This is a genomic window from Variovorax sp. Root411 (genome assembly GCF_001425205.1).
Lineage (GTDB): Bacteria > Pseudomonadota > Gammaproteobacteria > Burkholderiales > Burkholderiaceae_C > Variovorax.
The window spans coordinates 239225-264058 of record NZ_LMDW01000002.1; the positions used below are offsets into that span (position 1 = coordinate 239225).

At 67.7% G+C, this 24834-nt stretch carries 27 protein-coding genes; 12 read left to right on the plus strand and 15 right to left on the minus strand.

Annotated elements, in window-relative coordinates:
* Positions 1–26: 26 nt before the first annotated feature.
* The 5 genes from modB to apbC all read right to left on the minus strand — a co-directional run bounded on the left by modB (position 27) and on the right by apbC (position 5400).
* Positions 27–710, minus strand: coding sequence for a molybdate ABC transporter permease subunit (gene modB, locus ASC92_RS07210; RefSeq protein ID WP_056512475.1), 684 nt, complete (start codon positions 708–710; stop codon positions 27–29).
* 89 nt (positions 711–799) lie between these two features.
* Positions 800–1147 (minus strand): winged helix-turn-helix domain-containing protein, encoded by a 348-nt coding sequence (locus ASC92_RS07215; protein ID WP_056512846.1) that lies wholly within the window; start codon positions 1145–1147, stop codon positions 800–802.
* Positions 1148–1212: 65 nt separating this feature from the next.
* Positions 1213–2910, minus strand: coding sequence for an OFA family MFS transporter (locus ASC92_RS07220; protein WP_056512478.1), 1698 nt, complete (start codon positions 2908–2910; stop codon positions 1213–1215).
* 131 nt (positions 2911–3041) lie between these two features.
* Positions 3042–3986 (minus strand): LysR substrate-binding domain-containing protein, encoded by a 945-nt coding sequence (locus ASC92_RS07225; RefSeq protein WP_056512480.1) that lies wholly within the window; start codon positions 3984–3986, stop codon positions 3042–3044.
* A 322-nt stretch (positions 3987–4308) separates the two neighbouring features.
* Positions 4309–5400, minus strand: a complete 1092-nt coding sequence (gene apbC / locus ASC92_RS07230) for an iron-sulfur cluster carrier protein ApbC (RefSeq protein WP_056512482.1) — start codon at positions 5398–5400, stop codon at positions 4309–4311.
* Between the two features lie 181 nt (positions 5401–5581).
* On the opposite strand from apbC, the gene ASC92_RS07235 reads away from it, so the two are divergent.
* A complete protein-coding gene (locus tag ASC92_RS07235; RefSeq protein WP_056512486.1) occupies positions 5582–6787 on the plus strand; it encodes a patatin-like phospholipase family protein in 1206 nt (401 codons plus the stop codon).
* Between the two features lie 31 nt (positions 6788–6818).
* Here the strand turns inward: ASC92_RS07235 and ASC92_RS07240 are convergent, their stop codons facing one another.
* From ASC92_RS07240 to ASC92_RS07250, 3 genes are read right to left on the minus strand one after another with little or no spacing between them, the layout of a single operon-like run.
* Positions 6819–7499, minus strand: coding sequence for a YceH family protein (locus ASC92_RS07240; RefSeq protein ID WP_056512489.1), 681 nt, complete (start codon positions 7497–7499; stop codon positions 6819–6821).
* Positions 7500–7546: 47 nt separating this feature from the next.
* Positions 7547–8245 (minus strand): phosphodiester glycosidase family protein, encoded by a 699-nt coding sequence (locus tag ASC92_RS07245; protein WP_056512492.1) that lies wholly within the window; start codon positions 8243–8245, stop codon positions 7547–7549.
* Positions 8246–8270: 25 nt separating this feature from the next.
* A complete protein-coding gene (locus tag ASC92_RS07250; RefSeq protein WP_056512495.1) occupies positions 8271–9305 on the minus strand; it encodes an isocitrate/isopropylmalate dehydrogenase family protein in 1035 nt (344 codons plus the stop codon).
* 120 nt (positions 9306–9425) lie between these two features.
* On the opposite strand from ASC92_RS07250, the gene metG reads away from it, so the two are divergent.
* From metG to ASC92_RS07265, 3 genes are read left to right on the plus strand one after another with little or no spacing between them, the layout of a single operon-like run.
* Positions 9426–11519, plus strand: coding sequence for a methionine--tRNA ligase (metG, locus tag ASC92_RS07255; protein WP_056512497.1), 2094 nt, complete (start codon positions 9426–9428; stop codon positions 11517–11519).
* 17 nt (positions 11520–11536) lie between these two features.
* Positions 11537–11743, plus strand: a complete 207-nt coding sequence (locus tag ASC92_RS07260; protein WP_082519519.1) for a hypothetical protein — start codon at positions 11537–11539, stop codon at positions 11741–11743.
* Between the two features lie 52 nt (positions 11744–11795).
* Positions 11796–13475, plus strand: coding sequence for a SulP family inorganic anion transporter (locus ASC92_RS07265; RefSeq protein WP_056512500.1), 1680 nt, complete (start codon positions 11796–11798; stop codon positions 13473–13475).
* Between the two features lie 3 nt (positions 13476–13478).
* Here the strand turns inward: ASC92_RS07265 and ASC92_RS07270 are convergent, their stop codons facing one another.
* A complete protein-coding gene (locus ASC92_RS07270; RefSeq protein ID WP_056512503.1) occupies positions 13479–13952 on the minus strand; it encodes a hypothetical protein in 474 nt (157 codons plus the stop codon).
* A 69-nt stretch (positions 13953–14021) separates the two neighbouring features.
* Between ASC92_RS07270 and ASC92_RS07275 the strand changes: the two genes are divergently transcribed.
* The 7 genes from ASC92_RS07275 (at position 14022) to ASC92_RS07305 (ending at position 19600) form a co-directional block, all read left to right on the plus strand.
* Positions 14022–14228, plus strand: coding sequence for a DUF3460 family protein (locus ASC92_RS07275; protein ID WP_056512507.1), 207 nt, complete (start codon positions 14022–14024; stop codon positions 14226–14228).
* 75 nt (positions 14229–14303) lie between these two features.
* Complete coding sequence (locus tag ASC92_RS07280; protein ID WP_056512510.1) at positions 14304–15140, plus strand: segregation and condensation protein A; 837 nt, start codon at positions 14304–14306, stop codon at positions 15138–15140.
* 32 nt (positions 15141–15172) lie between these two features.
* A complete protein-coding gene (gene nadB / locus ASC92_RS07285) occupies positions 15173–16744 on the plus strand; it encodes an L-aspartate oxidase (RefSeq protein WP_200935950.1) in 1572 nt (523 codons plus the stop codon).
* 74 nt (positions 16745–16818) lie between these two features.
* Positions 16819–17715, plus strand: coding sequence for a 3-methyl-2-oxobutanoate hydroxymethyltransferase (gene panB, locus ASC92_RS07290; RefSeq protein WP_056512516.1), 897 nt, complete (start codon positions 16819–16821; stop codon positions 17713–17715).
* Positions 17716–17725: 10 nt separating this feature from the next.
* Positions 17726–18568 (plus strand): pantoate--beta-alanine ligase, encoded by an 843-nt coding sequence (gene panC / locus ASC92_RS07295; RefSeq protein WP_056512520.1) that lies wholly within the window; start codon positions 17726–17728, stop codon positions 18566–18568.
* Positions 18565–19203, plus strand: a complete 639-nt coding sequence (gene queE, locus ASC92_RS07300; protein ID WP_056512521.1) for a 7-carboxy-7-deazaguanine synthase — start codon at positions 18565–18567, stop codon at positions 19201–19203. The genes panC and queE overlap by 4 nt, the downstream gene beginning before the upstream one ends.
* A gap of 34 nt (positions 19204–19237) precedes the next feature.
* Positions 19238–19600 (plus strand): 6-carboxytetrahydropterin synthase, encoded by a 363-nt coding sequence (locus tag ASC92_RS07305; RefSeq protein ID WP_056512854.1) that lies wholly within the window; start codon positions 19238–19240, stop codon positions 19598–19600.
* Positions 19601–19638: 38 nt separating this feature from the next.
* On the opposite strand, the gene nadA is transcribed toward ASC92_RS07305, so the two are convergent.
* The 6 genes from nadA to ASC92_RS07335 form a co-directional block, all read right to left on the minus strand.
* Positions 19639–20754 (minus strand): quinolinate synthase NadA, encoded by a 1116-nt coding sequence (nadA, locus tag ASC92_RS07310; protein WP_056512524.1) that lies wholly within the window; start codon positions 20752–20754, stop codon positions 19639–19641.
* Positions 20755–20761: 7 nt separating this feature from the next.
* Positions 20762–21640 (minus strand): carboxylating nicotinate-nucleotide diphosphorylase, encoded by an 879-nt coding sequence (gene nadC, locus ASC92_RS07315; protein ID WP_056512526.1) that lies wholly within the window; start codon positions 21638–21640, stop codon positions 20762–20764.
* A gap of 21 nt (positions 21641–21661) precedes the next feature.
* A complete protein-coding gene (locus ASC92_RS07320; protein ID WP_056512529.1) occupies positions 21662–22702 on the minus strand; it encodes an NAD(P)H-dependent glycerol-3-phosphate dehydrogenase in 1041 nt (346 codons plus the stop codon).
* A gap of 25 nt (positions 22703–22727) precedes the next feature.
* Positions 22728–23192, minus strand: a complete 465-nt coding sequence (gene secB, locus ASC92_RS07325) for a protein-export chaperone SecB (protein WP_007837580.1) — start codon at positions 23190–23192, stop codon at positions 22728–22730.
* 127 nt (positions 23193–23319) lie between these two features.
* Positions 23320–23580 carry a glutaredoxin 3 gene (gene grxC, locus ASC92_RS07330; RefSeq protein WP_056512532.1) on the minus strand — a complete coding sequence of 87 codons (261 nt, stop codon included), beginning with the start codon at positions 23578–23580 and terminating at the stop codon, positions 23320–23322.
* A gap of 20 nt (positions 23581–23600) precedes the next feature.
* On the minus strand, positions 23601–24017 hold the full coding sequence (locus ASC92_RS07335; RefSeq protein ID WP_007837177.1) for a rhodanese-like domain-containing protein: 417 nt from the start codon (positions 24015–24017) through the stop codon (positions 23601–23603).
* A 72-nt stretch (positions 24018–24089) separates the two neighbouring features.
* Here ASC92_RS07335 and gpmA point away from each other — a divergent pair, with 72 nt between their 5' ends.
* Complete coding sequence (gene gpmA / locus ASC92_RS07340) at positions 24090–24833, plus strand: 2,3-diphosphoglycerate-dependent phosphoglycerate mutase (RefSeq protein ID WP_056512536.1); 744 nt, start codon at positions 24090–24092, stop codon at positions 24831–24833.
* Position 24834 lies beyond the last annotated feature (1 nt).

A 24834-nucleotide genomic window follows, 5' to 3' on the forward strand; every position in this document is an offset into this window, starting at 1 on the left:
ACAACTCCGGAATGATGGAGACGAAATCAGCGAAGCGAGAAGAAGCGGCTCGACAGCACCAGCACGGTGATCGACAGCAGCGAGGTCACAACGACCAGCAGCAGCGCGAGGTCGTCGTGACCGGCCTGCACAGCGTCGTAGATGGCCATCGACAGCGTCTGGGTCTGCTTGGGAATGGAGCCGGCCACCATCAGCGATGCGCCGAACTCACCCATGGCGCGTGCGAACGCGAGCAGCGTGCCGGCCAGGATGCCGGGCCACGCCAGCGGCAGCGTGACGCGCACGAAAACCGAGAACGGCGACTGCCGCAGCGTGCTGGCCGCGGCTTCGAGCGAACGGTCCACACCCGAGAATGCCGCGCTGGCCGACTTGAGCACCAGCGGCAGCGCCACCACGGCCGATGCCACCACGGCACCGTGCCAACTGAAGATGATGGTGTAGTCGAGGTGCTCGCGCAGCCACGCGCCCAGCGGGCTGCGGCGCCCGGCCGCCACGAGGATGGCGTAGCCGATCACCGTGGGTGGCAACACCAGCGGCAGCATGAACACGGCCTCGAGCACGGTGCGACCAAAGAATTTCTTGCGCGCGAACACCCAGCCCAGCGCCACGCCCGCAATCAGCGCCAGCACGGTCGCGACCGCGGCGACCTTGAGCGACAGTGCCAGGGGCGACCAGTCGGTCGAGGCGATGAGGGCGTTCGTCGTATTCATTGGGATACGGCGGAATTGTTGCACGACGAACGCTGCCTCACCGCGAAGATGCACGGCGTGAGCTGCCCCATATACCGATCGATATAACGTTACGGGACCAGCAGCCGCGTCAGCGCACGGATGTCCGCAGCCGTGGCCAGCTTCGCCGCGTTTTCGATGGCGCGGTAATGCCTGACGACTTCCTCGCCCACCGGCGTGAGCGCAGTGCCGCCGCCGCGCGAGCCGCCGGCCGCGGTGTTCACGGCGGGCGAGACCAGTGCCTGGTTCATCTCGTCGATCAGCATCCAGGCCCTGCGGTACGACATGCCCAGCAGGCGGGCCGCCGCCGAGATCGAACCGGTCTCGGCCACCGCTTCGAGCACGGCGATCTTGCCGGGGCCGATGGCGATGGCGTCGTCCCGGTAGACGCGCAGACGGAACTGGACTTTGGATTTCATCTGGCGCGAAGGGTAAACCATGCTGCAAGGCTCGGCCCCCTTCGCGAAGCCACGGGGAAGCGTTCCTAGTGGAAGAACTTCGCCGCGCTCACGAGCGTTTTGTAGACGCCCCAGGCCAGCGGAATACCCACTGCCACCCACGCCAGCGCCACAACCGCAGGGCTCACCGTGTCGGCGCGGCCAGAGCCGCTGCCCACTTCGGCCGCAGAGGCTTTTTCGTGCGCCAGCTTCTTCTCCACGGCCAGTTCGGCGTCGGTCATGAAGTGCTTTTCGGCCACCGGGCGCACCAGCAGGTTGGCGATGAAGCCGATCACCAGCATGCCCACGAGGATGTACATGGTCTGGTTGTAGACCTGCTCGCGCGGCAGGCCCAGGCCCAGCTGGTACTCGCGCATGTAGTTCACCACCACCGGGCCGAGGATGCCGGCCGTGGCCCACGCGGTGAGCAGGCGGCCATGGATGGCGCCCACGAACTGCGTGCCGAACAGGTCGGCGAGGTAGGCCGGCACCGTGGCGAAGCCGCCGCCGTACATCGACACGATCACGCAGCAGGCGCCCACGAACAGCAGCTTGCTGCCCGCGCCGGCCGACGAGGGAATGCTCGCGTACAGGATGCCGCCGAGCACGAAGAACACCGTGTAGGTGAGTTTGCGGCCCAGCTTGTCCGACAGGCTGGCCCACACGAAGCGCCCGCCGATGTTGAACAGCGACAGCAGCGCCGTGAAGCCGCCCGCCACCACCGCGATGGCCGCGAGTTGCGTCTTGTCGAGCTGGCCGTACTTGGCTGGCAGGTCGATCAGCCCGCCGCCGAACACTTCCTGCAGCATCGGCGAGGCCATGCCGATCACGCCGATGCCGGCGCTCACGTTCATGCACAGCACCAGCCACACGAGCCAGAACTGCGGAATGCCCCAGACCTTCTTCACGTGCACGTGGCGCTGCGTGATCATGGCGTTGCTGGTCTGCGCCGGGGGCGGCGTCCAGCCTTCGGGCTTCCAGCCCGAAGGCGGCACGCGGTAGCCCAGCGCGCCGGCCATCATGAAGACGAAGTAGCCGAGCGCCATCACGACGAAGGTCTGCATCACGCCCACGTCGGTGGCGGTGCTGAAGCGCTTCATGAGGTCGACCGCCAGCGGCGAGCCGATCATCGCGCCGCCGCCGAAGCCCATGATGGCCATGCCGGTCGCCATGCCGCGGCGATCGGGGAACCACTTGATCAGCGTGCTCACCGGCGAGATGTAGCCCAGCCCCAGGCCGATGCCGCCGATCACGCCCGAGCCGAGGATCATCAGCCAGAACTGGTGCAGGTGGATGCCCAGTGCCGACAGCAGCATGCCGCCGCACCAGCACAGCGCCGACACCACGCCGGCCTTGCGAGGACCGGCGCGCTCGAGCCAGCCGCCCCACAGGGCCGCCGAGCAGCCGAGGAAGACGAAGAACAGCGTGTACATCCAGCCGAGCGTGGCCACGCGCCAGTCGCAGTTCGTGGCGAACAGCTCGGCGAAGAAGCTCATGTCCCTGGCGCAGGCCTGGGCGCCGGTCCCCGCAATGCCGAGCGCCTTCGACAGCGGCAGCCAGAACACCGAGAAGCCATAGGCCATGCCGATGCACAGGTGAATGGCCAGTGCGGCCGGGGGTACCAGCCAGCGGTTGAAGCCGGGCCCCGCGATGATGCGTTCTTTTTCCAGGAAGCCGGGTTGCGGTTGCGCCCCTCCTCCAACGATGCGATCTCCATCGAGAACGCCTGCAGTTGAGCCTGCCATATTTCTCCTAGTTGGCCGGATTTGTAACTCTTGTGTTTGATCCGGGCCGCGGAGTGTGTCAGAACGTTTCACGTTCCGTCAAATTCGTTCGGCGCATCGGCCGATTCAATAACTAAATGCCCGGCCCGTGCTCAGTCGCCGAGCGTCCCGCTGTGCAGGCGCACCTGCTCACGCCACTCGGGGGTTTGCAGGAAGGCGAGCGCGGCTTCGAGCGCGCGCGAGGAGCGCACGCCGTCCTGCGTCATGAAGCCAATCGGCGTGAGCACTTCGGGCGCCACCAGCGGCAGCGCCTCCAGCTCGCGGTGGCTGCGCACGGCCGCGACCATGGCGCCGGGCAGCACGCTGCTGACCGTGCCCGCGCTCACGGCCAGCGCGAGCGCAAGCACGGAGTTGGTCTCGATGGCGGGTGCCACCGGCACTCCCGCCTCGCGCAGCGCCTGGTCCATGATGGCGCGGTTGTGCATGTCGGTCGTGAGCAGGCACAGCGGCAGCTTGCCGGCCTCGGCCCAGGTGATGGGCTGGCCGATGCGCAGTTCGTTCACCGAGGGCGTTTCGGCGCGCCGCAGCAGGAAGTAGTGCTCGACGCTCTGCGGCCAGGCCGTGAGCTTGATGCCCGGCAGGTGCATGCGCTCCGTGTAGCCGAGCGCGAGGTCGATCGACAGGCTTTCGAGCCCCGTCTCCAGTTCCTGCGAGCTCATCGACAGCACGACCGGCAGGATGCCCGGATGCCGCTGGTTCAGCATGGCGGCGAAGCGCGAGAGCATCGGAATGGCGGTGGGCACCGCGGCCATGCGCAGGCGCCCGCGCGGGTTGTCCACGTCGCTGCGCAGCTCCTGCAGCAGCACTTCGTTGTCGCGCAGCATGCGCTGCGCCGTGGCCAGCACGCGCTCGCCTTCGTGTGTGAGGCCGACATAGACGCGCGCGCGCTTGACGATGACCACGCCGAACTCGGTTTCGAGCGCACGCAGCGCGTTCGACAGCGCCGGCTGCGTGATGTGGCAGGCCTGCGCGGCACGGCCGAAGTGCTTGTGCTCGTTGAGCGCCACCAGATAGCGCATCGAGGCGAGCAGGTTCATGCCTGCGGCTCCGGCGCGTATTGTGTCGTGGGGTGCTTGTGTTTCTGAGGCTCTTGTCCGGGGTGCGTGCGCAGGCCATCGGGTAACTCCCTCCGCGAATGTCCCCCGCTTCGCTCCTCCTTTATTTCGCTGCGTGAGTCACCCGACGCCCTGCGCACGAGGACGACTGCTCTGATCGATCACGCCGATGGGGTGCCTTGCGCAGCGAAATAAAGGGGGAGCCCGAAGGGCGAAGGGCATTCGCGGAGCAAGGTACCCCGTCGGCGTGATCGCGCCCCGAACAACGCACCTCCCGACGACTCGAAATGCACGGCTTCATCCCTCAGGTGTTCTTGCTGATCGAGATCGTCGGAAACTTGGAGGAAAAATCCTTCGCCTTCTCGGCGATGCCCACGGCCACGCGGCGTGCAACCGCCTTGTAGATGCCGGCCACGTCGCCTTCCGGATCGGACACCACCGTAGGCGCGCCGCTGTCGGCCTGCAGGCGGATCTTGATGTCCAGCGGCAGCGCGCCGAGGTATTCCATCTGGTACTCGGCCGCCATCTTCCTGCCGCCGTCCGCGCCGAAGATGTGCTCCGCATGGCCGCAGTTCGAGCAGATGTGCACCGCCATGTTCTCGACGATGCCGAGGATCGGCACGCCGACCTTCTCGAACATCTTGATGCCCTTCTTCGCGTCGAGCAGCGCGATGTCCTGCGGCGTGGTGACGATCACCGCGCCGGTCATCGGTACGCGCTGGCTCAGCGTGAGCTGGATGTCGCCGGTGCCCGGGGGCATGTCGACGATCAGGTAGTCGAGGTCTTTCCAGTTGGTCTGGCGCAGCAGCTGCTCCAGCGCCTGCGTGGCCATCGGGCCGCGCCAGACCATGGCCTGGTCGGGGTCGACCAAGAAGCCGATGGACATCACCTGCACACCGTGGCGCTCCATGGGCTCCATGGTCTTGCCGTCGGCGCTTTCGGGGCGGCCTTCGATGCCCATCATCATGGGCTGGCTCGGGCCGTAGATGTCGGCGTCGAGCAGGCCGACCGTGGCGCCCTCGGAGGCCAGCGCAAGCGCCAGGTTGGCGGCCGTGGTGCTCTTGCCCACGCCGCCCTTGCCCGAAGCCACCGCGATGATGTTCTTGACGTTGGGCATCAGCTGCACGCCGCGCTGCACCGCATGGCTGATGACCTTGGTGACGATGTTGACCGACACGTTCTCCACGCCCGGCACCGCCTTGGCAGCCGCCACCAGCGCCTTGCGGATGGCCGCGTGCTGGCTCTTCGCCGGATAGCCGAGTTCGAGGTCGAACGAGACGTCGCCCTCCGCTATCTGCAGGTTCTTGAGCGACCGGCTCGCCGCGAATTCCTTGCCGGTGTTAGGGTCCGCGACGGCCTTGAGCGCGTCCATGAGCCCTTCTGGGGTGAGTGCCATTGATCAAACTCCTGAATGGCCGGTAGTCTAGTGGCTCGCCCCCAGGCTTCGCGCACTTCGTGTCGCTTCTCCCGCCCCCTACCGGGGGCAACACCAGCGCCCCGGTAAAGCCGGTTCCGCGGTATTCCGCGAGAAAACGGGGAATCCAGGTCTTCTTTCAATGGCTCATGGCAACGACAAAATGACAGAGACAAGCCCCGCCACCGGCCTCCTGCTCACCGGGGGTGGCGCCCGGGCCGCCTACCAGGTCGGCGTACTCGAAGCCATTGCCGAAATCCGCCGCGCGGCGGGACCGGCGGCCACCGGAATCGGCAACCCCTTTCACGTCATCACCGGCACCTCGGCCGGCGCCATCAACGCGGCCGCACTGGCCTGCGGCGCCGACGACTTCGACCACGCGGTGGCGCGCATCGCCGAGGTCTGGAGCCGGTTCCGCGCCGAGCAGGTGTACCGCGCCGATTCGCTCTCGGTGATCGGCAGCGGCACGCGCTGGCGCATGCTGCTCGGGTTCGGGCGCTTCGCGGCCAACTGGATGCGCATCAAGCCGAAGTCGCTGCTCGACAACGCGCCGCTGGCCGAGCTTCTGCAGCGCATGGTGCCGCTCGAGCGGCTGCCGCAGCTCATGAAGGACGGCCACCTGCAGGCACTGGCCGTGACCGCATCGAGCTACAGCTCGGGCGAGCACGTCACCTTCTTCGAGGCCGCCGTGCCGATGGAGCCGTGGGTGCGCTCGCAGCGCCTGTCGGTGCGCGACCGCATCACGCACACGCACCTGCTGGCGTCGTCGGCCATTCCGTTCGTGTTTCCGGCCACGGCCCTGCCGATGCAGGGCCATACCGAATACTTCGGCGACGGGTCGATGCGCCAGTCGGCGCCCATCGCGGCGGCGATCCACCTCGGTGCGCAGCGCATCGTGGTGATCGGCGCAGGCCGCATGCACGAGCCGCGCGACACCGATGCGCCCAACACCCACAGCGGCTATCCGACGATGGCGCAGATCGCGGGCCATGCGCTGTCGAGCATCTTTCTCGACGCGCTGGCCGTGGACATCGAGCGGCTGCGCCGCATCAACCACACGTTGGGGCTGGTTCCCGAAGAGGCCCGTGCGGCGAGCACGCTGCGACCGCTCGACCTGCTGGTGATCTCGCCGTCAGAACGCCTCGACGTGATCGCGGCGCGCCACGTCGACGCCCTGCCCGGCGCGGTGCGGCACCTGCTGGGCGGCTCGAAGGTCGCGGCCGACGTGAAGGGCGGCGCGCTCGCGAGCTACCTGCTGTTCGAGTCGGCGTACACGCGCGAGCTGATGGCGCTCGGGCGGGCGGATGCGATGCGGCAGCGCGAGGAGGTGCTTAGGTTCTTCGGGTGGGATGCGGTCACCACGAGCTGAGTACCGCCATCCGTCCTGTGCGCGGACATGTTCAGCCCGCGTCGGAAATCCCCAGCTCCGAACACACCCGTCCCACCAGCACCTTCAGCGATGCAAGCTCGGCCTCGAGCCGCGCCACGTTGGCCTTCAGGGCCGCGACCTCGCCGAGCGACACATCGTGCCCGGCATATGACGCATCGGACGCCGGCCCCGCCACCTCTTCCGCCGGCGCACCGCTCAGCAAATGCGCCCAGCGGCTTTCCCGTGCGCCGGGAAGGCGTGCCAGCTTCACCACCAGCGCACCGGCAGGACGCTCCGCGAGTTCTTCGAGAAAGCCTTCGACCGACGAGATATCGGCGAAGTTGTGCATGCGGTCGCAGGCAATGCGCAGCTCGCCCGCCGTCTGCGGTCCGCGCAGCATCAGCACGGTGAGCAGGATGACCGACTGCGACGGGATGCGCAGCACGCGATCGACGTTGTGCTCGTAGCGGAAGGCGCGCCCGCCGCTGGTTTCCGCGACGAGGCTGTAGCCCTTCAGGCTGTCGATGGCGGCCTGCACCTGCGACTCGGCGAGTTCGAGCACTGGGTTGCGGCTGGTCTTCTGGTTGCAGCCCGACACCAGCGAGTTGAGCGTGAGCGGGTAGCTGTCGGGCACGGTGCGCTGCTTTTCGGCGAGCACGCCGAGCACGCGAGTTTCGAGGAGGGACAGGACGGGCAGCGATGGGGTGGACATGGCTCAGGCAAGGATCAATGGTGAAAACGCGAGGGCGGCAACCGCACTCAAGGCGACGCAATGCCGAGGATAGGCCCCAGCTCCCGCACGAAGTCGCTCCGGTGCAGCGTTGCCGAATGCAGGGCCGAGACCGTGCCGTCGAGGTACAGCGCATCGCGACAGTGGAGCACGTCGCGGAAGTAGAGCGCGAACTCGTGGAAATTCACCGGCTTTTCGCTGATGACGAAGATGGCCGTGTGGCCGATCACGCCGACGCCGTTGCGGATCTTGCGCGAATCGGAATGGGGAATGAAGGCGGGGTGCACGACCCCATGGCGCAGCAGCAGCGGACCCGACTGCGTCGCGAGGCGCACGCCCTTGGCCAGCGCCGGATATTCCGACGACTCGACCACGCGCGGCCCCGCGTGCGAGACGAAGAACACGCCGTTGGGCTTGAGGAAGAAGTTGCCTACTCCTTCGGCCAGGTTGAGCGGCGCTTCTTCGCGGCCGTCGCGCACCAGCAGGCCGACCGGGGAAAAGTCCTCGTGGTACATGCCGGCGTTCACCGCGAAGTCCAGTTGCCGGTGGCGCTCCTTCAGCCAGGCATCGAGCCGGTCGAAGCGCTTGAACGGCACGCCCGCGTCGTCGCGCAGGAACAGCTCGAGCCGCTCGGTGCGCAGGTCGACCTTCACCACGGTGAAGCCCGGGTCGGCCGCCGCGAGGCCTGCAAACAGCAGGGCCGCCAGGAGCAGCAGAAGCCGTTTCATACAGCGCCTGCGAGCCCTGCGCCGCTCAAGCGCCGTTGATGCGGCTGACCAGCGCCGTCGTGAACGCCGCCGTGCCCGCCGTACCGCCCAGGTCGCCCGTGCGCACCTTGTCGATGTTCAGCGTCTCGTCGATGGCCTTGCGCAGGCGCGTGGCCAGCTCGGGCAGCTTCACGTGGTCGAGCATCAGCGCGGCGGCCAGCAGCAGCGCGGTCGGGTTGGCGATGCCCTTGCCGGCGATGTCGGGCGCGGAGCCGTGCACGGCCTCGAAGATGGCCGCGTCGGTGCCGATGTTGGCGCCGGGCGCCATGCCCAGGCCGCCGACCAGGCCCGCCACGAGGTCGGACAGGATGTCGCCGAACAGGTTGGTGGTGACCAGCATGTCGAACTGCCAGGGATTGAGCACCAGCTTCATCGCGCAGGCGTCGATGATGACCGTGTCGAGCTCGAACTTGCCCTTGTACTTCTTCTCGTAGAGGTCGAGGCCGGTCTCCAGGAAGATGCCCGTGAGCGCCTTCATGATGTTGGCCTTGTGCACGATCGTGACCTTCTTGCGGCCCGTTGCCACGGCGGTGTCGAAGGCGTATTCGAGCAGGCGGCGGCTGCCCTGGCGGGTGTTGATGCCGGTGGCCATGGCCACGGCGTGCGGGTCGCCGTCGATGGGCACGTAGTGCTCATGGCCGATGTAGAGGCCTTCGAGGTTCTCGCGCACGACCACGAGGTCGATCTTGTCGAAGCGGCCGCCGGGAATGATGGTGCGCGCCGGGCGCAGGTTGGCGTACAGCTGGAACTCCTCGCGCAGCCGCACGTTCGACGAGCGGTAGCCGCCGCCCGAAGGCGTCTCCAGCGGGCCCTTCAGGGCAAGGCGGGTGCGGCGGATGCTGTCGAGCGTGGCCTGCGGCAGCGGATCGCCCGAAGCCTTGACGCCGCCGAGGCCGGCGATCTGGGTGTCCCACGTGAAGGGAGCCTTCAGCGCATCGAGCGCGGCCAGCGTGGCGTCGACGATTTCGGGGCCGATGCCATCGCCGGGAATCAGAGTTGCGGGAATGGAAGGGGTGGTCATCGGCTGCGTCTCGCTTTCTGTATCGGGGGCCGAAGCATACGTCCACCAAACCCGGGGACGGACGCCGCCACCTAAAATGTCCGGTTCCGCCAGCCCGCCACTCCCGAAAGCGCCCCTCTGATGTCCGCCCCGCGCAAGCTCTTCGTCACCACCGCCCTGCCCTATGCCAACGGCAAGTTCCACATCGGCCACATGATGGAATACATCCAGGCCGACATCTGGGTGCGGAACCAGCGAATGAACGGCGCCGAGGTCAACTTCGTCTGCGCCGACGACGCACACGGCGCAGCCATCACCATTGCCGCCGACAAGGCCGGCGTGACGCCGCAGGCCTTCGTGGCCGAGATCGCCGCGGGCCGCAAGCCCTACCTCGACGGCTACTTCATCTCGTTCGACAACTGGCACTCGACCGACGCGCCCGAGAACCACCAGCTCGCGCAGGACATCTACCGCGACCTGCGCGCCAACGGTCTCATCGAGACCAAGAGCGTCGAGCAGTTCTACGACCCCGAAAAAGGCATGTTCCTGGCCGACCGCTTCATCAAGGGCGAGTGCCCCAACTGCCATTCGAAGGACCAGTACGGCGACAACTGCGAGGTGTGCGGCGCCGTTTACGCGCCCACCGAGTTGATCAACCCCTACTCGGCACTGTCGGGCGCCAAGCCCGAGCTGCGCAGCTCCGACCACTTCTTCTTCAAACTGTCGGACCCGCGCTGCGAGGCCTACCTGAAGGAATGGACTGCCGCTGCCGGCCACGTGCAGAGCGAAGTGCAGAACAAGATCCGCGAGTGGCTCTACAAGGACGACGAAGGCAAGGGCGGACTCGGCGACTGGGACATCAGCCGCGACGCGCCCTACTTCGGCATCGAGATCCCCGATGCGCCGGGCAAGTACTTCTACGTGTGGCTGGACGCGCCCGTGGGCTACCTGGCATCGCTCAAGAACCTTCTCGACAAGCGCTGCATCGAGCTCGGCGGCGACGGCATCTCGTACACCGAGTACATGGCCGACCCCGACCTCGAGCAGGTGCACTTCATCGGCAAGGACATCATCACCTTCCACACGCTGTTCTGGCCCGCGATGCTGCACTTCAGCGGCCGCAAGGCGCCCGACGCCGTGTACGTGCACGGCCACCTCACGGTGAGCGGCGAGAAGATGAGCAAGAGCCGCGGCACCGGCATCGACCCGCTCAAGTACCTGTCGATCGGCCTGGACCCCGAATGGCTGCGCTACTACATCGCGGCCAAGCTCAACGGCCGCAACGAGGACATCGACTTCAACCCCGAGGACTTCGTCGCGCGCGTCAACAGCGACCTCGTGGGCAAGTACATCAACATCGCGAGCCGCGCGGCCGGCTTCATCGGCAAGCGCTTCGGCGGCCAGCTGGGCGAAGTGTCGGCCGATGGCGACGCACTGCTGTTTGCACTGCGCGACGCAGCTTCGCAACTGCATTCGCTGTACGACGGCCGCGACTACGCCCGCGCCCTGCGCGAGGTGATGGCGCTGGCCGACAAGGTGAACGAGTACGTCGACCAGAACAAGCCCTGGGAGCTGGCCAAGAAGGAAGGCGCCGAGGCACGGCTGCACGACGTGTGCACGGTCTGCATCGAGGCTTTCCGCCTGCTCACGCTGTACCTGAAGCCGGTGCTGCCGGCGCTCGCTGTGAACGTCGAAGCCTTCCTGAAGATCTCGCCGCTGATCTGGACGGACGCCGCGCAGTCGCTGCCGGCGGGCCACGCCATCGGCGAGTACAAGCACTTGATGCAGCGCGCCGACGCCAAGGTGGTCGACAAGCTGTTCGACGCGCCCGAACCCGCACCGGCCGCCGCCGCCTCCTCGGAAGGCGCACTGCCGGGCGGTGAAGCCATCGCGCCCACCATCACCATCGACGACTTCGCGAAGATCGACCTGCGCATCGCGAAGATCGTGGCCTGCGAGAAGGTCGAAGGCTCGACCAAGCTGCTGCGCCTGACGCTCGACGCGGGCGAGGGAAAGACGCGCAACGTGTTCAGCGGCATCGCCTCGGCCTACCAGCCCGAGCAGCTCGTGGGCAAGCTCACGGTGCTGGTCGCCAACCTCGCGCCGCGCAAGATGAAGTTCGGCATCAGCGAAGGCATGGTGCTGGCCGCGAGCCACGGCGACGAGAAGGCCCATCCGGGCATCCACGTGCTGGAACCGTGGCCGGGCGCAACGCCGGGCATGCGGGTTCGCTGATCGCAAAGGACATCGCCATGGCCACGCTGCTGCATCGCGCCCTTCTGCTTCTCCCGCTTTCCGCCCTGTTGAGCGGCTGCGCCGTGGTGTCGGTGGCGAGCACCGCAGTGAGCGTGGGCGCCGGCGCGGTGGGCCTTGCAGCCGACGCGGCCATCGGCACCGCGCGCATCACCGGCAAGGCCGTCGGCGCCGCGGCCGATGCGGTGATTCCCGACAGCGACTGAACGGCGGCGCGACAAGCCCGGCAAGAGGCGCGGGGGTCACAATGGGCGCCACATGCAGTCACCGCTGAACATCACGCGTTTTCGCCCCCGCCTCCTCAACGCGCTGGCGGACTACAACCGGGAGCGCTTCCTCAAGGACCTGGGCGCCGGTGCGACCGTCGGCATCGTGGCGCTGCCTCTGGCCATGGCCTTCGCCATCGCCTCGGGGCTGAAGCCCGAGGCGGGCATCTGGACGGCGATCATCGCGGGCTTCCTGATCTCGCTGCTGGGCGGCTCGGCGGTGCAGATCGGCGGGCCGGCGGGGGCGTTCATCGTGATCGTCTACGGCATCGTCGAGCGCTACGGCGTGGCGAACCTGCTGATCTCGACCGCCTGCGCAGGCGTGCTGTTGTTCATGGCGGGGCTGTTCGGGCTCGGGCGGCTGGTGCGCTTCGTGCCGCTGTCGATCGTGGTGGGTTTCACCAACGGCATCGCGGTGCTGATCCTGCTGTCGCAATTGAAAGACCTGCTCGGGCTGACGGTGGCAAAGATGCCGGCCGACGTGTTCTCGCAGCTCCACGCGATGGCGCTGCAGATCGGTACCTTCAACCCCTATGCCTTCGCGCTCGGGTTGGCGTGCTTGGGCGGGCTGCTGCTGTGGCCGCTGCTGCTGAGCGGCGACTCGAAGGTAGGCACAGTGGTGCTGCGCATCGCGGGCCGGGTGGCGCGCACGCGCGCCGTGCAGGTGGGTGCGCGCATGCCAGGGCCCATCGTGGCGCTGGTCACGCTCACGCTGGTGTCATGGGGTTTCGCGTTGCCGGTCGAAACCATCGGCACGCGCTTCGGCGGCATTCCCGAAGGCGTGCCGGGCTTCGCGCTGCCCGATTTCTCGTGGGAAACGGTCAAGCAGCTCGTGACGCCCACGCTGACCATCGCGCTGCTCGGCGCCATCGAGTCGCTGCTGTGCGCGCGTGTGTCGGACCAGCTCAGCGGCCAGCCGCGCCACGACCCCAACCAGGAGCTGATGGCGCAGGGCATCGCGAACGTCGTCACGCCGTTCTTCGGCGGCATGCCGGCGACCGGCACCATTGCGCGCACCGTGACGAACATCCGCTCGGGCGGCACCTCGCCGATCGCGGGCATCGTGCATGCGCTCACGCTGCTCGTCGTGGTGTTGCTGGCCGCGCCGCTGGCGCGCCACGTACCGCTCGCGGTGCTGGCAGGCATCCTGGTGTTCGTGGGCCTGAACATGGGCGAATGGCGCGAGTTCACGCCCACCCAGCTGCGGCATTTCAGCCGGCACTACCGGCTGCTGATGCTCGGCACTTTCTTCCTCACCGTGGTGTTCGACCTGACGGTGGCGGTGCAGGCGGGCATCGTGCTGGCCTGCGCCCTCTTCATCCGGCGCATGAGCGGGCTGTTCGGCGTCGAGCTGGTAACGCTGCAGCCGCCGGTGATCACCTACCGCCTCTACGGCGCGATGTTCTTCGGTGCGGCCGCGAAGCTGGACGAGACGGTGAACGCCGCCGAGCGCGCGCCGCGCGGCATGACGCTGGTGCTGGACGCCACGCACCTGATCTACATCGATGCCACGGGCGTCGATGCGCTGCGGCAGTTGCACCGGGCGGTATTGGCGCGCGACGGGCTGCTGCGCATCGAGTCGCTGCAGCCGCAGCCGCTCGAGGTGCTGGAGCGCTCCGGGTTCGCCGAGGAACTGACGACCGGCCGGCCCGGCGCGGGCCACGGCGCCTGAAGGCTACGGCGCTTCGGTGCCGCGGTCGGGCAAGGAGCCGCTGCGCACCACGCGCTGGTCGTCGTTCAGCGTGGCGGTGAAGACCATGGCCGAGTTCGGCGGCTGCACCCAGCGCCATTCCCATTCGGTCTCGCGCTTGAGCGCATAGGGAGTGACCTTGGCGGGCTTGCCGAGCAGCTTGCGCAGGTCTTCCATCATCATCCCGGGCTGCACCTTGGCGAAGTTCTCGGGCGTGAGCACCTGGCGCAGCGCGCTCATCTTGCCGTCGGCGCCGATGGTGATCAGGTAGTTCTTCTGGCCCTGCGGCTGGCGGTTGTACTCGAGGACGCGGCCGTTCGGCGCGTCCCAGATGTTCTCGGGCTCGCCGAACCGGGCGCGCACGTCGGCCTCGGTGGAGACGCCCTCTTCGAGCTCGCTGATGTTCTTCGGGTCGCATGCCGCGAGCCCGATCACCGCTGCCAGAAGCCCTGTTGCCATGCCGATCCGCCACCCTTGCCGTTGCTTCATGCCGTCCCCGGTAAAATTCGCGCCATAAAGGTCCAGTCTATGTCCATCTTCAACCGCCCCCACTACACCTCCGAGATCACGAACTTCATCGAGGAGATGAAGGAAAAGAAGCCGACGCTGGAGGCCGAACAGCGCGCCGGCCGTGCCCTGCTCTGGGACAAGCACCTCGACCGCAGCCTGCTCGAGGAGTACAGCGAAGCCCGCGTGCCGATGCAGCCGTACGTCTACCAGACCCAGGCCAAGTAATTCGCTGATGCCGAATTGGCAGCAAACACCCGCCCGCATTGCGCCAGTCGCTACCGAAATGATAGCAACAGACGAATGAACGGCGACGACGACAACGGCACGCTCATGGTCGCCATGCCCGACGTGGTCGACCAGGTCGCGCTCGCGAGGCTCTATGGCGAGCCGCTGTTCGCGATGCCGAAGGACCTGTACATCCCGCCCGAGGCGCTGCAGGTGTTCCTGGAGGCCTTCGAAGGCCCGCTGGACTTGCTGCTCTACCTGATCCGCAAGCAGAACTTCAACATCCTCGACATCCCGATGGCGGGGCTCACGCGCCAGTACCTGAGCTACGTCGACGAAATTCGCCAGACCAACCTCGAACTCGCGGCCGAGTATTTGCTGATGGCCGCGATGCTGATCGAGATCAAGTCGCGCATGCTGCTGCCGCCGAAGAAGGTGGCCGATGGCGAAGAGGCCGAAGACCCGCGCGCCGAACTCGTGCGCCGCCTGATGGAGTACGAGCAGACCAAGCTGCAGGCCGCCGCCATCAGCGCCATGCCGACCTACGGCCGCGACTTCTGGAAGGCGCAGGTCTATATCGAGCAGTCGCTGAAGCCGCGCTTCCCCGACGTGGACGTGGTCGAGCTGCGCGACGCGTGGGCCGACATCATGAAGCGCGCCAAGCTCGTGCAGCACCACAAGATCTCGCGCGAGGAGCTCAACGTGCGCGAGCACATGAGCATCGTGCTGCGCCACCTGCAGGGGCAGCGCTTCGTGGAGTTCGAAAAGCTGTTCGACGTGTCGCGCGGCACGCCGGTGCTGATCGTCACCTTCATCGCGATGCTCGAGCTCGCGAAGGAGACGCTGATCGACATCACGCAGGCGGAAGCCTTCGCCCCTATTTACGTCAGATTGGCCTATTCGCCCGCCTGACCCAACCGGTTGATACACCCGTGACTTCCGCAGTGCGCGACTTCGACGTCCTCATCGTCGGCAGCGGTCTGGCCGGCCTCTCGGCCGCGCTGCACCTGGCCCCCACGCACCGCGTGGCCGTGCTGACCAAGCGCGCGCTGAACGACGGCTCCAGCGCCTGGGCGCAGGGCGGCATCGCGGCGGTGCTGGCCGCTGGCGACAGCTTCGACGCACACGTCGAGGACACGCTGGTCGCCGGCGCCGGCCTGTGCGACCCCGGGGCCACGCGCTTCGTCGTCGAGCATGCACCCGAGGCCATCGGCTGGCTGCGCGAACTGGGCGTGCCGTTTTCAGAAGAAGGCGGCGACCTGCACCTGACGCGCGAAGGCGGCCACAGCCAGCGCCGCATCGTTCACGTGACCGACGCCACCGGCGCGGCCGTGCAGCAGGTGCTGATCGAGCGCGTGCGCCGCACGCCGAACATCACGCTGTTCGAGCACCACACGCTGGTCGACCTGATCACAGGGCCCAAGATCGGACTGGCAGACCCGGCCTGCGTGGGCCTCTACGCGCTGGATGGCGAGACCGATGAAGTGCTGGCCTTTCGCGCGCCCAGCACCATCCTGGCCACGGGCGGCGCGGGCAAGGTCTACCTGTACACGACCAACCCCGACACGGCCACCGGCGATGGCATTGCCGCCGCGTGGCGCGCGGGCTGCCGGGTGTCGAACATGGAGTTCATCCAGTTCCACCCGACCTGCCTGTACCACCCGCATGCCAAGTCGTTCCTGATCAGCGAGGCGGTGCGCGGCGAAGGCGGGCTGCTCAAATTGCCCGACGGCACACGCTTCATGCCCAGGCACGACGAGCGCGCCGAACTTGCGCCGCGCGACGTGGTGGCCCGCGCCATCGACTTCGAGATGAAGAAGCACGGCCTGGACTGCGTGTACCTCGACATCTCGCACCAGCCGGCCGCGTTCCTGAAGGAACACTTCCCCAACATCCTGGCGCGCTGCCTGGAGCTGGGCATCGACATCACGCGCGAACCGATTCCGGTAGTGCCGGCCGCGCACTACACCTGCGGCGGCGTGCTCGGCGACCTGAGCGGGCGCACCGACGTGCCGGGCCTCTACGCCATCGGCGAGACCGCCTGCACCGGCCTGCACGGCGCCAACCGGCTGGCCAGCAACTCGCTGGTCGAGTGCATGGTGTTCGCGCGCGCCGCGGCCGGCGCCATTGCCGCGGCTCCGGCGCGCGAACGCGCCGAGCTGCCCGCCTGGGACGAGAGCCGCGTCACCGATGCCGACGAAGCCGTGGTCATCTCGCACAACTGGGACGAACTGCGACGCTTCATGTGGGACTACGTCGGCATCGTGCGCACCAACAAGCGCCTGGAGCGCGCGAGCCATCGCATCGCGCTGCTGCAGGCCGAGATCCAGGAGTTCTACGCGAACTTCCACGTCACGCGCGACCTGCTCGAACTGCGCAACCTGGTGCAGGTGGCCGAGCTGATCGTGCGTTCCGCGCAGGCCCGCCACGAGAGCCGGGGCCTGCATTTCAGCCGCGACTATCCTTCGCTCGCCGAGCCCACCGCGCCGACGGTGCTGGTGCCGCCGGCCGACTGATCGACCCACCCGCTTCGTTGTCTTCTTCACTCAAGGATGCCCGGCCACCGACGCCCGCAGGGAGAAACCCAACCATGTCGAACACCACACCCCCCACACCCGAGGCGCCACCGTCCTCGCCCTACGGCACGCTGCCGCCGGCCTCCCCGCTCGCCTCGCGCAAGCCCGTGAGCCTGCCGCGCCTGGCCGACATGCATGCGCGCGGCGAGAAGATCGCGATGCTCACGGCCTACGACGCCACCTTCGCGGCCATGGCCGATGCGGCGGGCATCGACTGCCTGCTGGTCGGCGATTCGCTCGGCATGGTCTGCCAGGGCCTGAACAGCACGGTGGGCGTGAGCCTGGACACCATGCGCTATCACACCGACAGCGTCTCGCGCGGCCTGCACCGCGTGCAGGGCACGGCCTGGCTGATTGCCGACCTGCCTTTCGGCAGCTATCAAGAGTCGCGCGAACAGGCGCTGCGCAGCGCCACAGTGCTGATGCAGGCCGGCGCGCACATGGTCAAGCTCGAAGGCGGCGGCTGGACGACCGAGACCGTTCGCTTCCTGGTCGAGCGCGGCATTCCGGTGTGCGCGCACCTGGGCCTGACGCCGCAGACCGTGCATGCGCTGGGCGGCTACCGCGTGCAGGGCAAGGGCGACGCCGCCGGCGCACTGCTCAAGCAGCAGGCCCATGCGCTGCAGGACGCAGGCGCCGCGATGCTGGTGCTGGAAATGGTGCCGGCCGCGCTGGCCGCCGAGCTCACGGCCGAGCTGACGCATTGCGCCACCATCGGCATCGGCGCCGGCAAGGCCACCGCCGGGCAGGTGCTGGTGTTGCACGACATGCTGGGCATCAACCTCGGCAAGATGCCGAAGTTCGTGCGCAACTTCATGGCCGATGCGCCGGGCGTGCTGCCCGCGCTCAAGGCCTACGTGCAGGCCGTCAAGGACGGCAGCTTCCCCGACGACCGACTTCACGCCTGGTAAGGAACCGATCATGTACATCGCACACACCATCGCCGAACTGCGCGACCACCTCGCCGCCTTCAAGCGCCCCGCCTTCGTTCCCACCATGGGCAACCTGCACGATGGCCACCTGGCCCTGGTGAAGCAGGCGAAACCGCTGGGCGACGTGACGGTGGCGAGCATCTTCGTGAACCGCCTGCAGTTCCTGCCGCACGAAGACTTCGACACCTATCCGCGCACCTGGGACAGCGACTGCGAGAAGCTGAGCGCCGCCGGCTGCGACGTGCTGTTCGCGCCCGACGAAAAAGCGCTCTACCCCGAGCCGCAGACCTGCAAGGTGCACCCCGACCCGGCGCTGGCCGACATCCTCGAAGGGCACTTCCGCCCCGGTTTCTTCATCGGCGTGTGCACGGTGGTGATGAAGCTCTTCACCTGCGTGCAGCCGCGGGTGGCCGTGTTCGGCAAGAAGGACTACCAGCAACTGATGATGATCCGCCACATGGTGCGGCAGTTCGCGCTGCCCATCGAGATCGAGGGCGGCGAGACCTTCCGCGCCGACGACGGGCTCGCACTGTCGTCGCGCAACGGCTACCTGAGCAAGGACGAGCGCGCGGAGGCGGTGCAGCTGTCGAAGACGCTGCAGGCCATGGCCGAGGCGGTGCGCGCGGGCGAGCGCGACCTGGCCGCAATCGAGGCGCGGGCCATGCAAACGCTCGCGCAGCGCGGCTGGCAGCCGGACTATCTGGTGCTGCGGCGCCGCGCCGACCTGCAGGCACCGGCCGTCGGTGAGCCGCTCGTGGCGCTGGCCGCTGCGCGCCTGGGCACCACGCGACTGATCGACAACCTGGAGATCGAGGCTCCCTCCGCCTTATGACCTACAGCGTCAAGGAAATCTTCTACACCCTGCAGGGCGAAGGTGGCCAGGCCGGCACGCCGGCCGTGTTCTGCCGCTTTGCGGGCTGCAACCTGTGGACGGGCCGCGAGGAAGATCGAGCCTCGGCCATCTGCCGTTTCTGCGACACCGACTTCGTGGGCACCGACGGCACGCTGGGCGGCAAGTTCAAGCATGTCGACCAGCTCGCCGACACCATCGCCGCGCAATGGCCGGCGAACGACGCCGAGCATCGCCTCGTGGTGCTGACCGGCGGCGAGCCGCTGCTGCAGGTCGATACGGCGCTGGTCGATGCGCTGCACGCGCGGCGCTTCCGCATCGCGGTCGAGAGCAACGGCACCGTCGAGGCACCCGAGGGCATCGACTGGCTGTGCATCAGCCCCAAGGCCGGTGCGCCGTGGGTGCAGCAGCGCGGGCAGGAGCTGAAGCTGGTGTGGCCGCAGACGGAATTCGACCTGGACACGATGGCGCACGCGGGCGAGTTCACGCACCGCTTCCTGCAGCCGATGGACGGGCCCGACCGGGTCGCGAACACTGAGCTTTGCATTGCCGAATGCATGAAGCAGCCCGTGTGGCGGCTCAGCGTTCAGACGCACAAGATCACCGGCATCCGCTGAGGCGGCGGCCTTTTTCCCCGAGTTTCTTTTGACGATGCGCTTCACCATCAGCCAACGCTTTTTCTTCGACGCCGCCCACACGCTGAAGCGCGAGATCGAAATCGAAGGCAGCCGCCGTATCCACGGCCACACGTACCACGCGGAGGTCTGGCTCGCGGGGGAACGCGATCCCGTGACAGGGATGGTGATCGACCTGGGGCTGCTGCGCCGCCGGCTGGAAGACGTGCGCGAGCAACTCGACCATCACCTGCTGGACGACGTGCCGGGGCTGCATCCGCCGACGCTGGAAAACCTGTGCGTGTTCATCGCGGATGCGCTGCCGGACCTGCGGCCGTCGCTGGCCCGTGTGCGGGTGTGGCGCGAGGCGATGGGTGACAGCTGCACGGTGGACTTCTAGGTTTTGCTCCCTCTCCCAGAGGGAGAGGGAACAACACGTCAAGCCGCGCCGATGCCGGTAACCAAGCTGCCCGGTGCCTGCCCGTTCTTCAGCCCGGCCGTAAACGCCAACATCCGATCGATCGGCACCCGCGCCCGCAGACCCAACTTCGGATCGACGTGGATCTCGCCCGCCCCCGTCTCCAACGCATTCGCCAGCTCCACCAGCCCGTTCATCGCCATCCAAGGGCAGTGCGCGCAGCTCTTGCAGGTGCCGCCGTTGCCGGCCGTGGGTGCTTCGATGAAGGTCTTGCCGGGGTTCAGCGTGCGCAGCTTGTGCAGCATGCCGGTGTCGGTGGCGACGATGAATTCGCTGGCGTCCATGCGCTGCGCCGCGTTCAGGATGGCCGAGGTGGAACCCACCGCATCCGCCAGCGCGATCACGTCCGACGGCGACTCGGGGTGCACCAGCACCTTCGCCTTCGGGTGCTCCTTCATGAGCAGTTCGAGCTCCAGCGCCTTGAATTCGTCATGCACGATGCAGGCGCCGTTCCAGCTGACCATGTCCGCGCCGGTCTGGCGCTGGATGTAGTCGCCCAAGTGGCGGTCGGGGCCCCAGAGGATCTTCTGCCCCGCCGCGTGCAGGGCGCTCACCACGTCGAGCGCGCAACTCGAGGTGACGAGCCAGTCGGCGCGCGCCTTCACGGCCGCGCTGGTGTTGGCGTAGACAACCACGGTGCGCTCGGGGTGCTGGTCGCAGAAGGCGCTGAATTCGTCGACCGGGCAGCCCAGGTCGAGCGAGCAGTTCGCGTCGAGGTCGGGCATCAGCACGCGCTTCTCGGGCGACAGGATCTTCGAGGTCTCGCCCATGAAGCGCACGCCGGACACCACCAGCGTCTGCGCGGCATGGTCGCGGCCGAAGCGTGCCATTTCGAGCGAATCGCTCACGATGCCGCCGGTTTCCTCGGCCAAGTCCTGCAGGTCGGGATGCACGTAGAAGTGCGACACCATCACCGCGTTGCGTTCGCGCAGCAGGCGGCGGATGTGCTCCTTCAGCGCGATGCGCTCGTGGGGTGAAGGCTCGGCCGGCACGCGGGCCCAGGCGTGGCGCGTGTCGCAGACCGAGCCCTGCGGCGCGGGCTGTTCGTAGTCGATGTCGATGACCGGAGACGACATGGGCGGATCAGCCTTCCTGGAAACGCATCGAGTAGTCGATGGCTTTGACATCCTTGGTCAACGCGCCCACCGAGATGCGGTCGACACCGGTCTCGGCCAGGGCGCGCAGACCGTCCAGCGTGACGCCGCCGGATATCTCCAGCACGGCCTTGCGGCCTTCGCCCGCTTCGTCGTTGATGCGCACGGCCTCGCGCAGCGTGGGCAGGTCCATGTTGTCGAGCAGCACCATGCGCGCGCCGGCTTCCAGCGCCTCATGCAGTTGGGCCAGCGTTTCGACCTCGACTTCGACGAAGGCGGCCTGTGCAGCCACCGGTGCCACGGCGCGCAGCGCGGCCGCCACGCCGCCTGCTGCGGCGATGTGGTTTTCCTTGATGAGCACCGCGTCGTACAGGCCGATGCGGTGGTTCAGGCCGCCGCCGGTGCGCACCGCGTATTTCTGCGCGAGGCGCAGGCCCGGAATCGTCTTGCGGGTGTCGACGATGCGGGCGCGCGTGCCGCGCACGGCGTCGGCATACAAGGCGGTCTTGGTGGCGACCGCGCTCAGCAGCTGCAGGAAGTTGAGCGCGGTGCGCTCGGCCGTCAGCAGCGCACGGGCGGCGCCTTCGATCTCGAGCACGGGCTGGTCGGCCGCGCAACGCTCGCCTTCGGCGCAGAGCCAGTGGATGCGCACGCCGGGGTCGAGCTGCCGCAGCGTGGCCTCGACCCAGGGCGCGCCGCACACGACGGCAGCTTCGCGCGCCAGCACGCGGGCGCGGGCAGTGCGGACGGGGTCGACCAGCGACGCGGTGAGGTCGCCGTCGGCAACGTCTTCCTGCAATGCGCGGGCGGCATCGGACAGGGCCAGCGCGGCCACGGCCGACGCTGAAAAATCAAAGCGAAGGCTCATGGCTCTTTGTCTCTGCGTTTTTTAGGAGGATTGACGAGGGGAAGCCGCAGCACCGGGCTGGACGGATTCCGGCACCGGGTCGCGGCCGACCAGAGAGGCGACGGCCTCCTGCGGGCCCACCCGGCCGTCGAGCAAGGCGACCACGCCTTCGGCGATCGGCATCTCGACACCGAGGCCGCGCGCGCGCTGCACCACGGTGCGTGCGCAATACACGCCTTCGGCCACATGGCCCAGCGAATCGACGGCTTGCGCCAGCGTGCGACCCTGGGCCAGCAGCAGGCCGACCTTGCGGTTGCGCGACAGGTCGCCGGTGGAGGTCAGCACGAGGTCGCCCAGGCCCGAGAGGCCCATGAAGGTCTCGGCGCGGGCGCCCAGTGCCAGGCCGAAGCGCGTCATTTCGGCGAGGCCGCGGGTGATCAGCGCCGCGCGGGCGTTGAGCCCCAGTGCAAGGCCGTCGCACAGCCCGGTGGCGATGGCCAGCACGTTCTTGACCGCGCCGCCCACTTCCACGCCCACGATGTCCTCGTTGGCGTAGACGCGCAGCGCGGGTCCGTGGAAGGCGTCGACCAGCGTGTCGCGCACGGCGGCATGCGGGCTGGCAGCCACCAGCGCGGTCGGCCGGCCTTCGGCGACTTCCTGCGCAAAGCTCGGGCCGCTGAGCACGCCCGCTCTCAAATCAGGAGCAACTTGCGCCCATATTTCGTGGGCCAGCAGGCCGAAGGATGCGGGTGAGGTGTCGAGCGCGGGCTCGACGCCCTTGCACAGCCACGCCACCGCTGCGGTGGTGCCGCGCAGTGCGACGAGCTGTTCGCGCAGGGCGGCCATGGGCGTGGCCACGATGACGAGGTCGGCGCCGGCCTGCGCCTGGACGATGTCGCCCGCGCGCACGGCGAGCGAGGCCGGCAGGGCCAGCCCAGGCAGGTAGCGGGTGTTTTCGCGCGCAGCCGACATGGCGTCGGCCTGGGCGGCATCGCGCGCCCAGAGCGTGACCTCGTGGCGGGCCGCCGCGTTGACGGCGACGGCCGTGCCCCAGGCACCGGCGCCATGAACGCAGATCTTCATCGGCGTTGGCGGCGTTTGTGCCGGTTTACTGCGCGAGGGTCGGCGCGGCTTGGCCGGCGGCCTGCGCCTGCTGCTGTTCGTACATCGCCTGGAAGTTGATCTCGGCGAGGTGCACGGGCGGGAAACCGCCGCGCTGGATCACGTCGGCCACATTGCCGCGCAGGTACGGGTAGACGATCTGCGGGCAGGCGATGCCCAGGATCGCGCCCATCTGGTCTTCCGGAAGGTTGCGGATCTCGAAGATGCCGGCCTGCTTGGCCTCGACCAGGAACACGGTCTTGTCGCCGATCTTGGTCTGCACGGTGGCCGACACGGTGATCTCGAAGATGCCGTCGGTCACGGGCTGGGCGTCCACGCCGAGCTGGATGTCGACCGTGGGCTGTTCCTGTTCCAGCAGGATCGCGGGCGAATTGGGTTGTTCGAGCGACAGGTCCTTGAGGTAGACGCGCTGGATCTGGAACACGGGATCTTGGGCTTGCTGGTCGGCCATGGCTGAACTTTCGAGGATCAAAACAATGCCCGCCGGGGAGAGGTTCCCGCAGCGGGCTGCAGATGAATGAGCGGGCGATTATCGCCCGACGGCCGGAGCACTTCCGTGGCGCCGGTTGCTTTGTGTTTCAGGCGCCTTGCAGCAGGGGCAAGAGACCACCGCGGCCGTCGAGGGCCACCAGGTCGTCGCAGCCGCCGACATGCGTCTCGCCGATGAAGATCTGCGGCACCGTGCGTCGCTGGGTGATCTCCATCATGGTGTTGCGGGCCTGCGGGTCGGTGTCGATGCGGATCTCCTCGATCTGCTCGACCCCCTTGGACTTCAGGATCTGCTTCGCACGAATGCAGTATGGGCAGACGGCGGTGGTGTACATCTTGACGGCTTGCATGCTCTCTACCTTGGGAAGCCTCAGGCTTTTTCAACCGGCAGGTTAGCGTCTTTCCAGGCTTTGAGTCCGCCGGCCACGGCTTGGGCCTGCTCGTAGCCCAGCTTCCTGGCCATGGCCACGGCACGCTGGGCACGGGTGCCGGTGGCGCATACCAGCAGCAGCGGCACGGTCTTGTTCTTGACCGCACCCGTCAGCTTTTCCTCGAGCTGGTTCAGGGGCACGTTCTTGGCGCCGATCATGTGGCCGGTGGCGAATTCTTCCGGCTCGCGCACGTCGACCAGCACCGCGCGCTCGCGGTTGATGAGCTGCACGGCGCCCTGGGCCGTGAGCGTTCCGCCGCCCGCGCCCCGTACCAGCGGCCAGGCCAGCATGGCGCCGGAGCTGAGCGCGATCAGGATCAGCATCCAGTTCGCGGTGACGAATTCGATCAATTTCACGGGGGTTCCTTGAATGGCAAACCGGGGATTTTAGAATGCGAGGTTTCGCAAGCGCAGCCAAAGGCCTCCCACATGCATAAACTGGTATTGATCCGTCACGGCGAATCGACCTGGAATCTCGAAAACCGCTTCACCGGATGGACCGACGTCGACCTGACGGAAACCGGCGTTGAGCAGGCCAAGCAGGCCGGCCGGCTGCTCAAGGCAGAAGGTTACGACTTCGACGTCGCCTACACGAGCGTGCTCAAGCGCGCCACCCGCACCCTGTGGCACACGCTCGACGAACTCGACCGCACCTGGCTGCCCGTGGTGCATTCCTGGCGGCTGAACGAGCGCCACTATGGCGGCCTGCAGGGCCTGAACAAGGCCGAAACCGCCAAGAAGTACGGCGACGAGCAGGTGCTGGTCTGGCGCCGCAGCTACAACACGCCACCCCCGCCGCTGGAAGCCGACGACCCGCGCAGCGAGCGCAGCGACGTGCGCTACGCCAAGCTGTCGCCCGAGCAGATCCCGCTGACCGAGTGCCTGAAGGACACGGTGGCGCGCGTGCTGCCGTTCTGGAACGAATCGATGGCGCCGGCCATCCGCACGGGGCGCCGCCTGGTCGTCGCGGCCCACGGCAACTCGATCCGGGCCCTGGTGAAATACCTCGACGGCATCTCGGACGACGGCATCGTCGGCCTGAACATCCCGAACGGCATCCCGCTGGTCTACGAGCTCGACGACGACCTCAAGCCCATGCGCCACTACTACCTCGGCGATGCCGCAGCCGCCGAAAAGGCCGCCGCCGCGGTGGCCTCGCAGGGCAAAGGCTGAA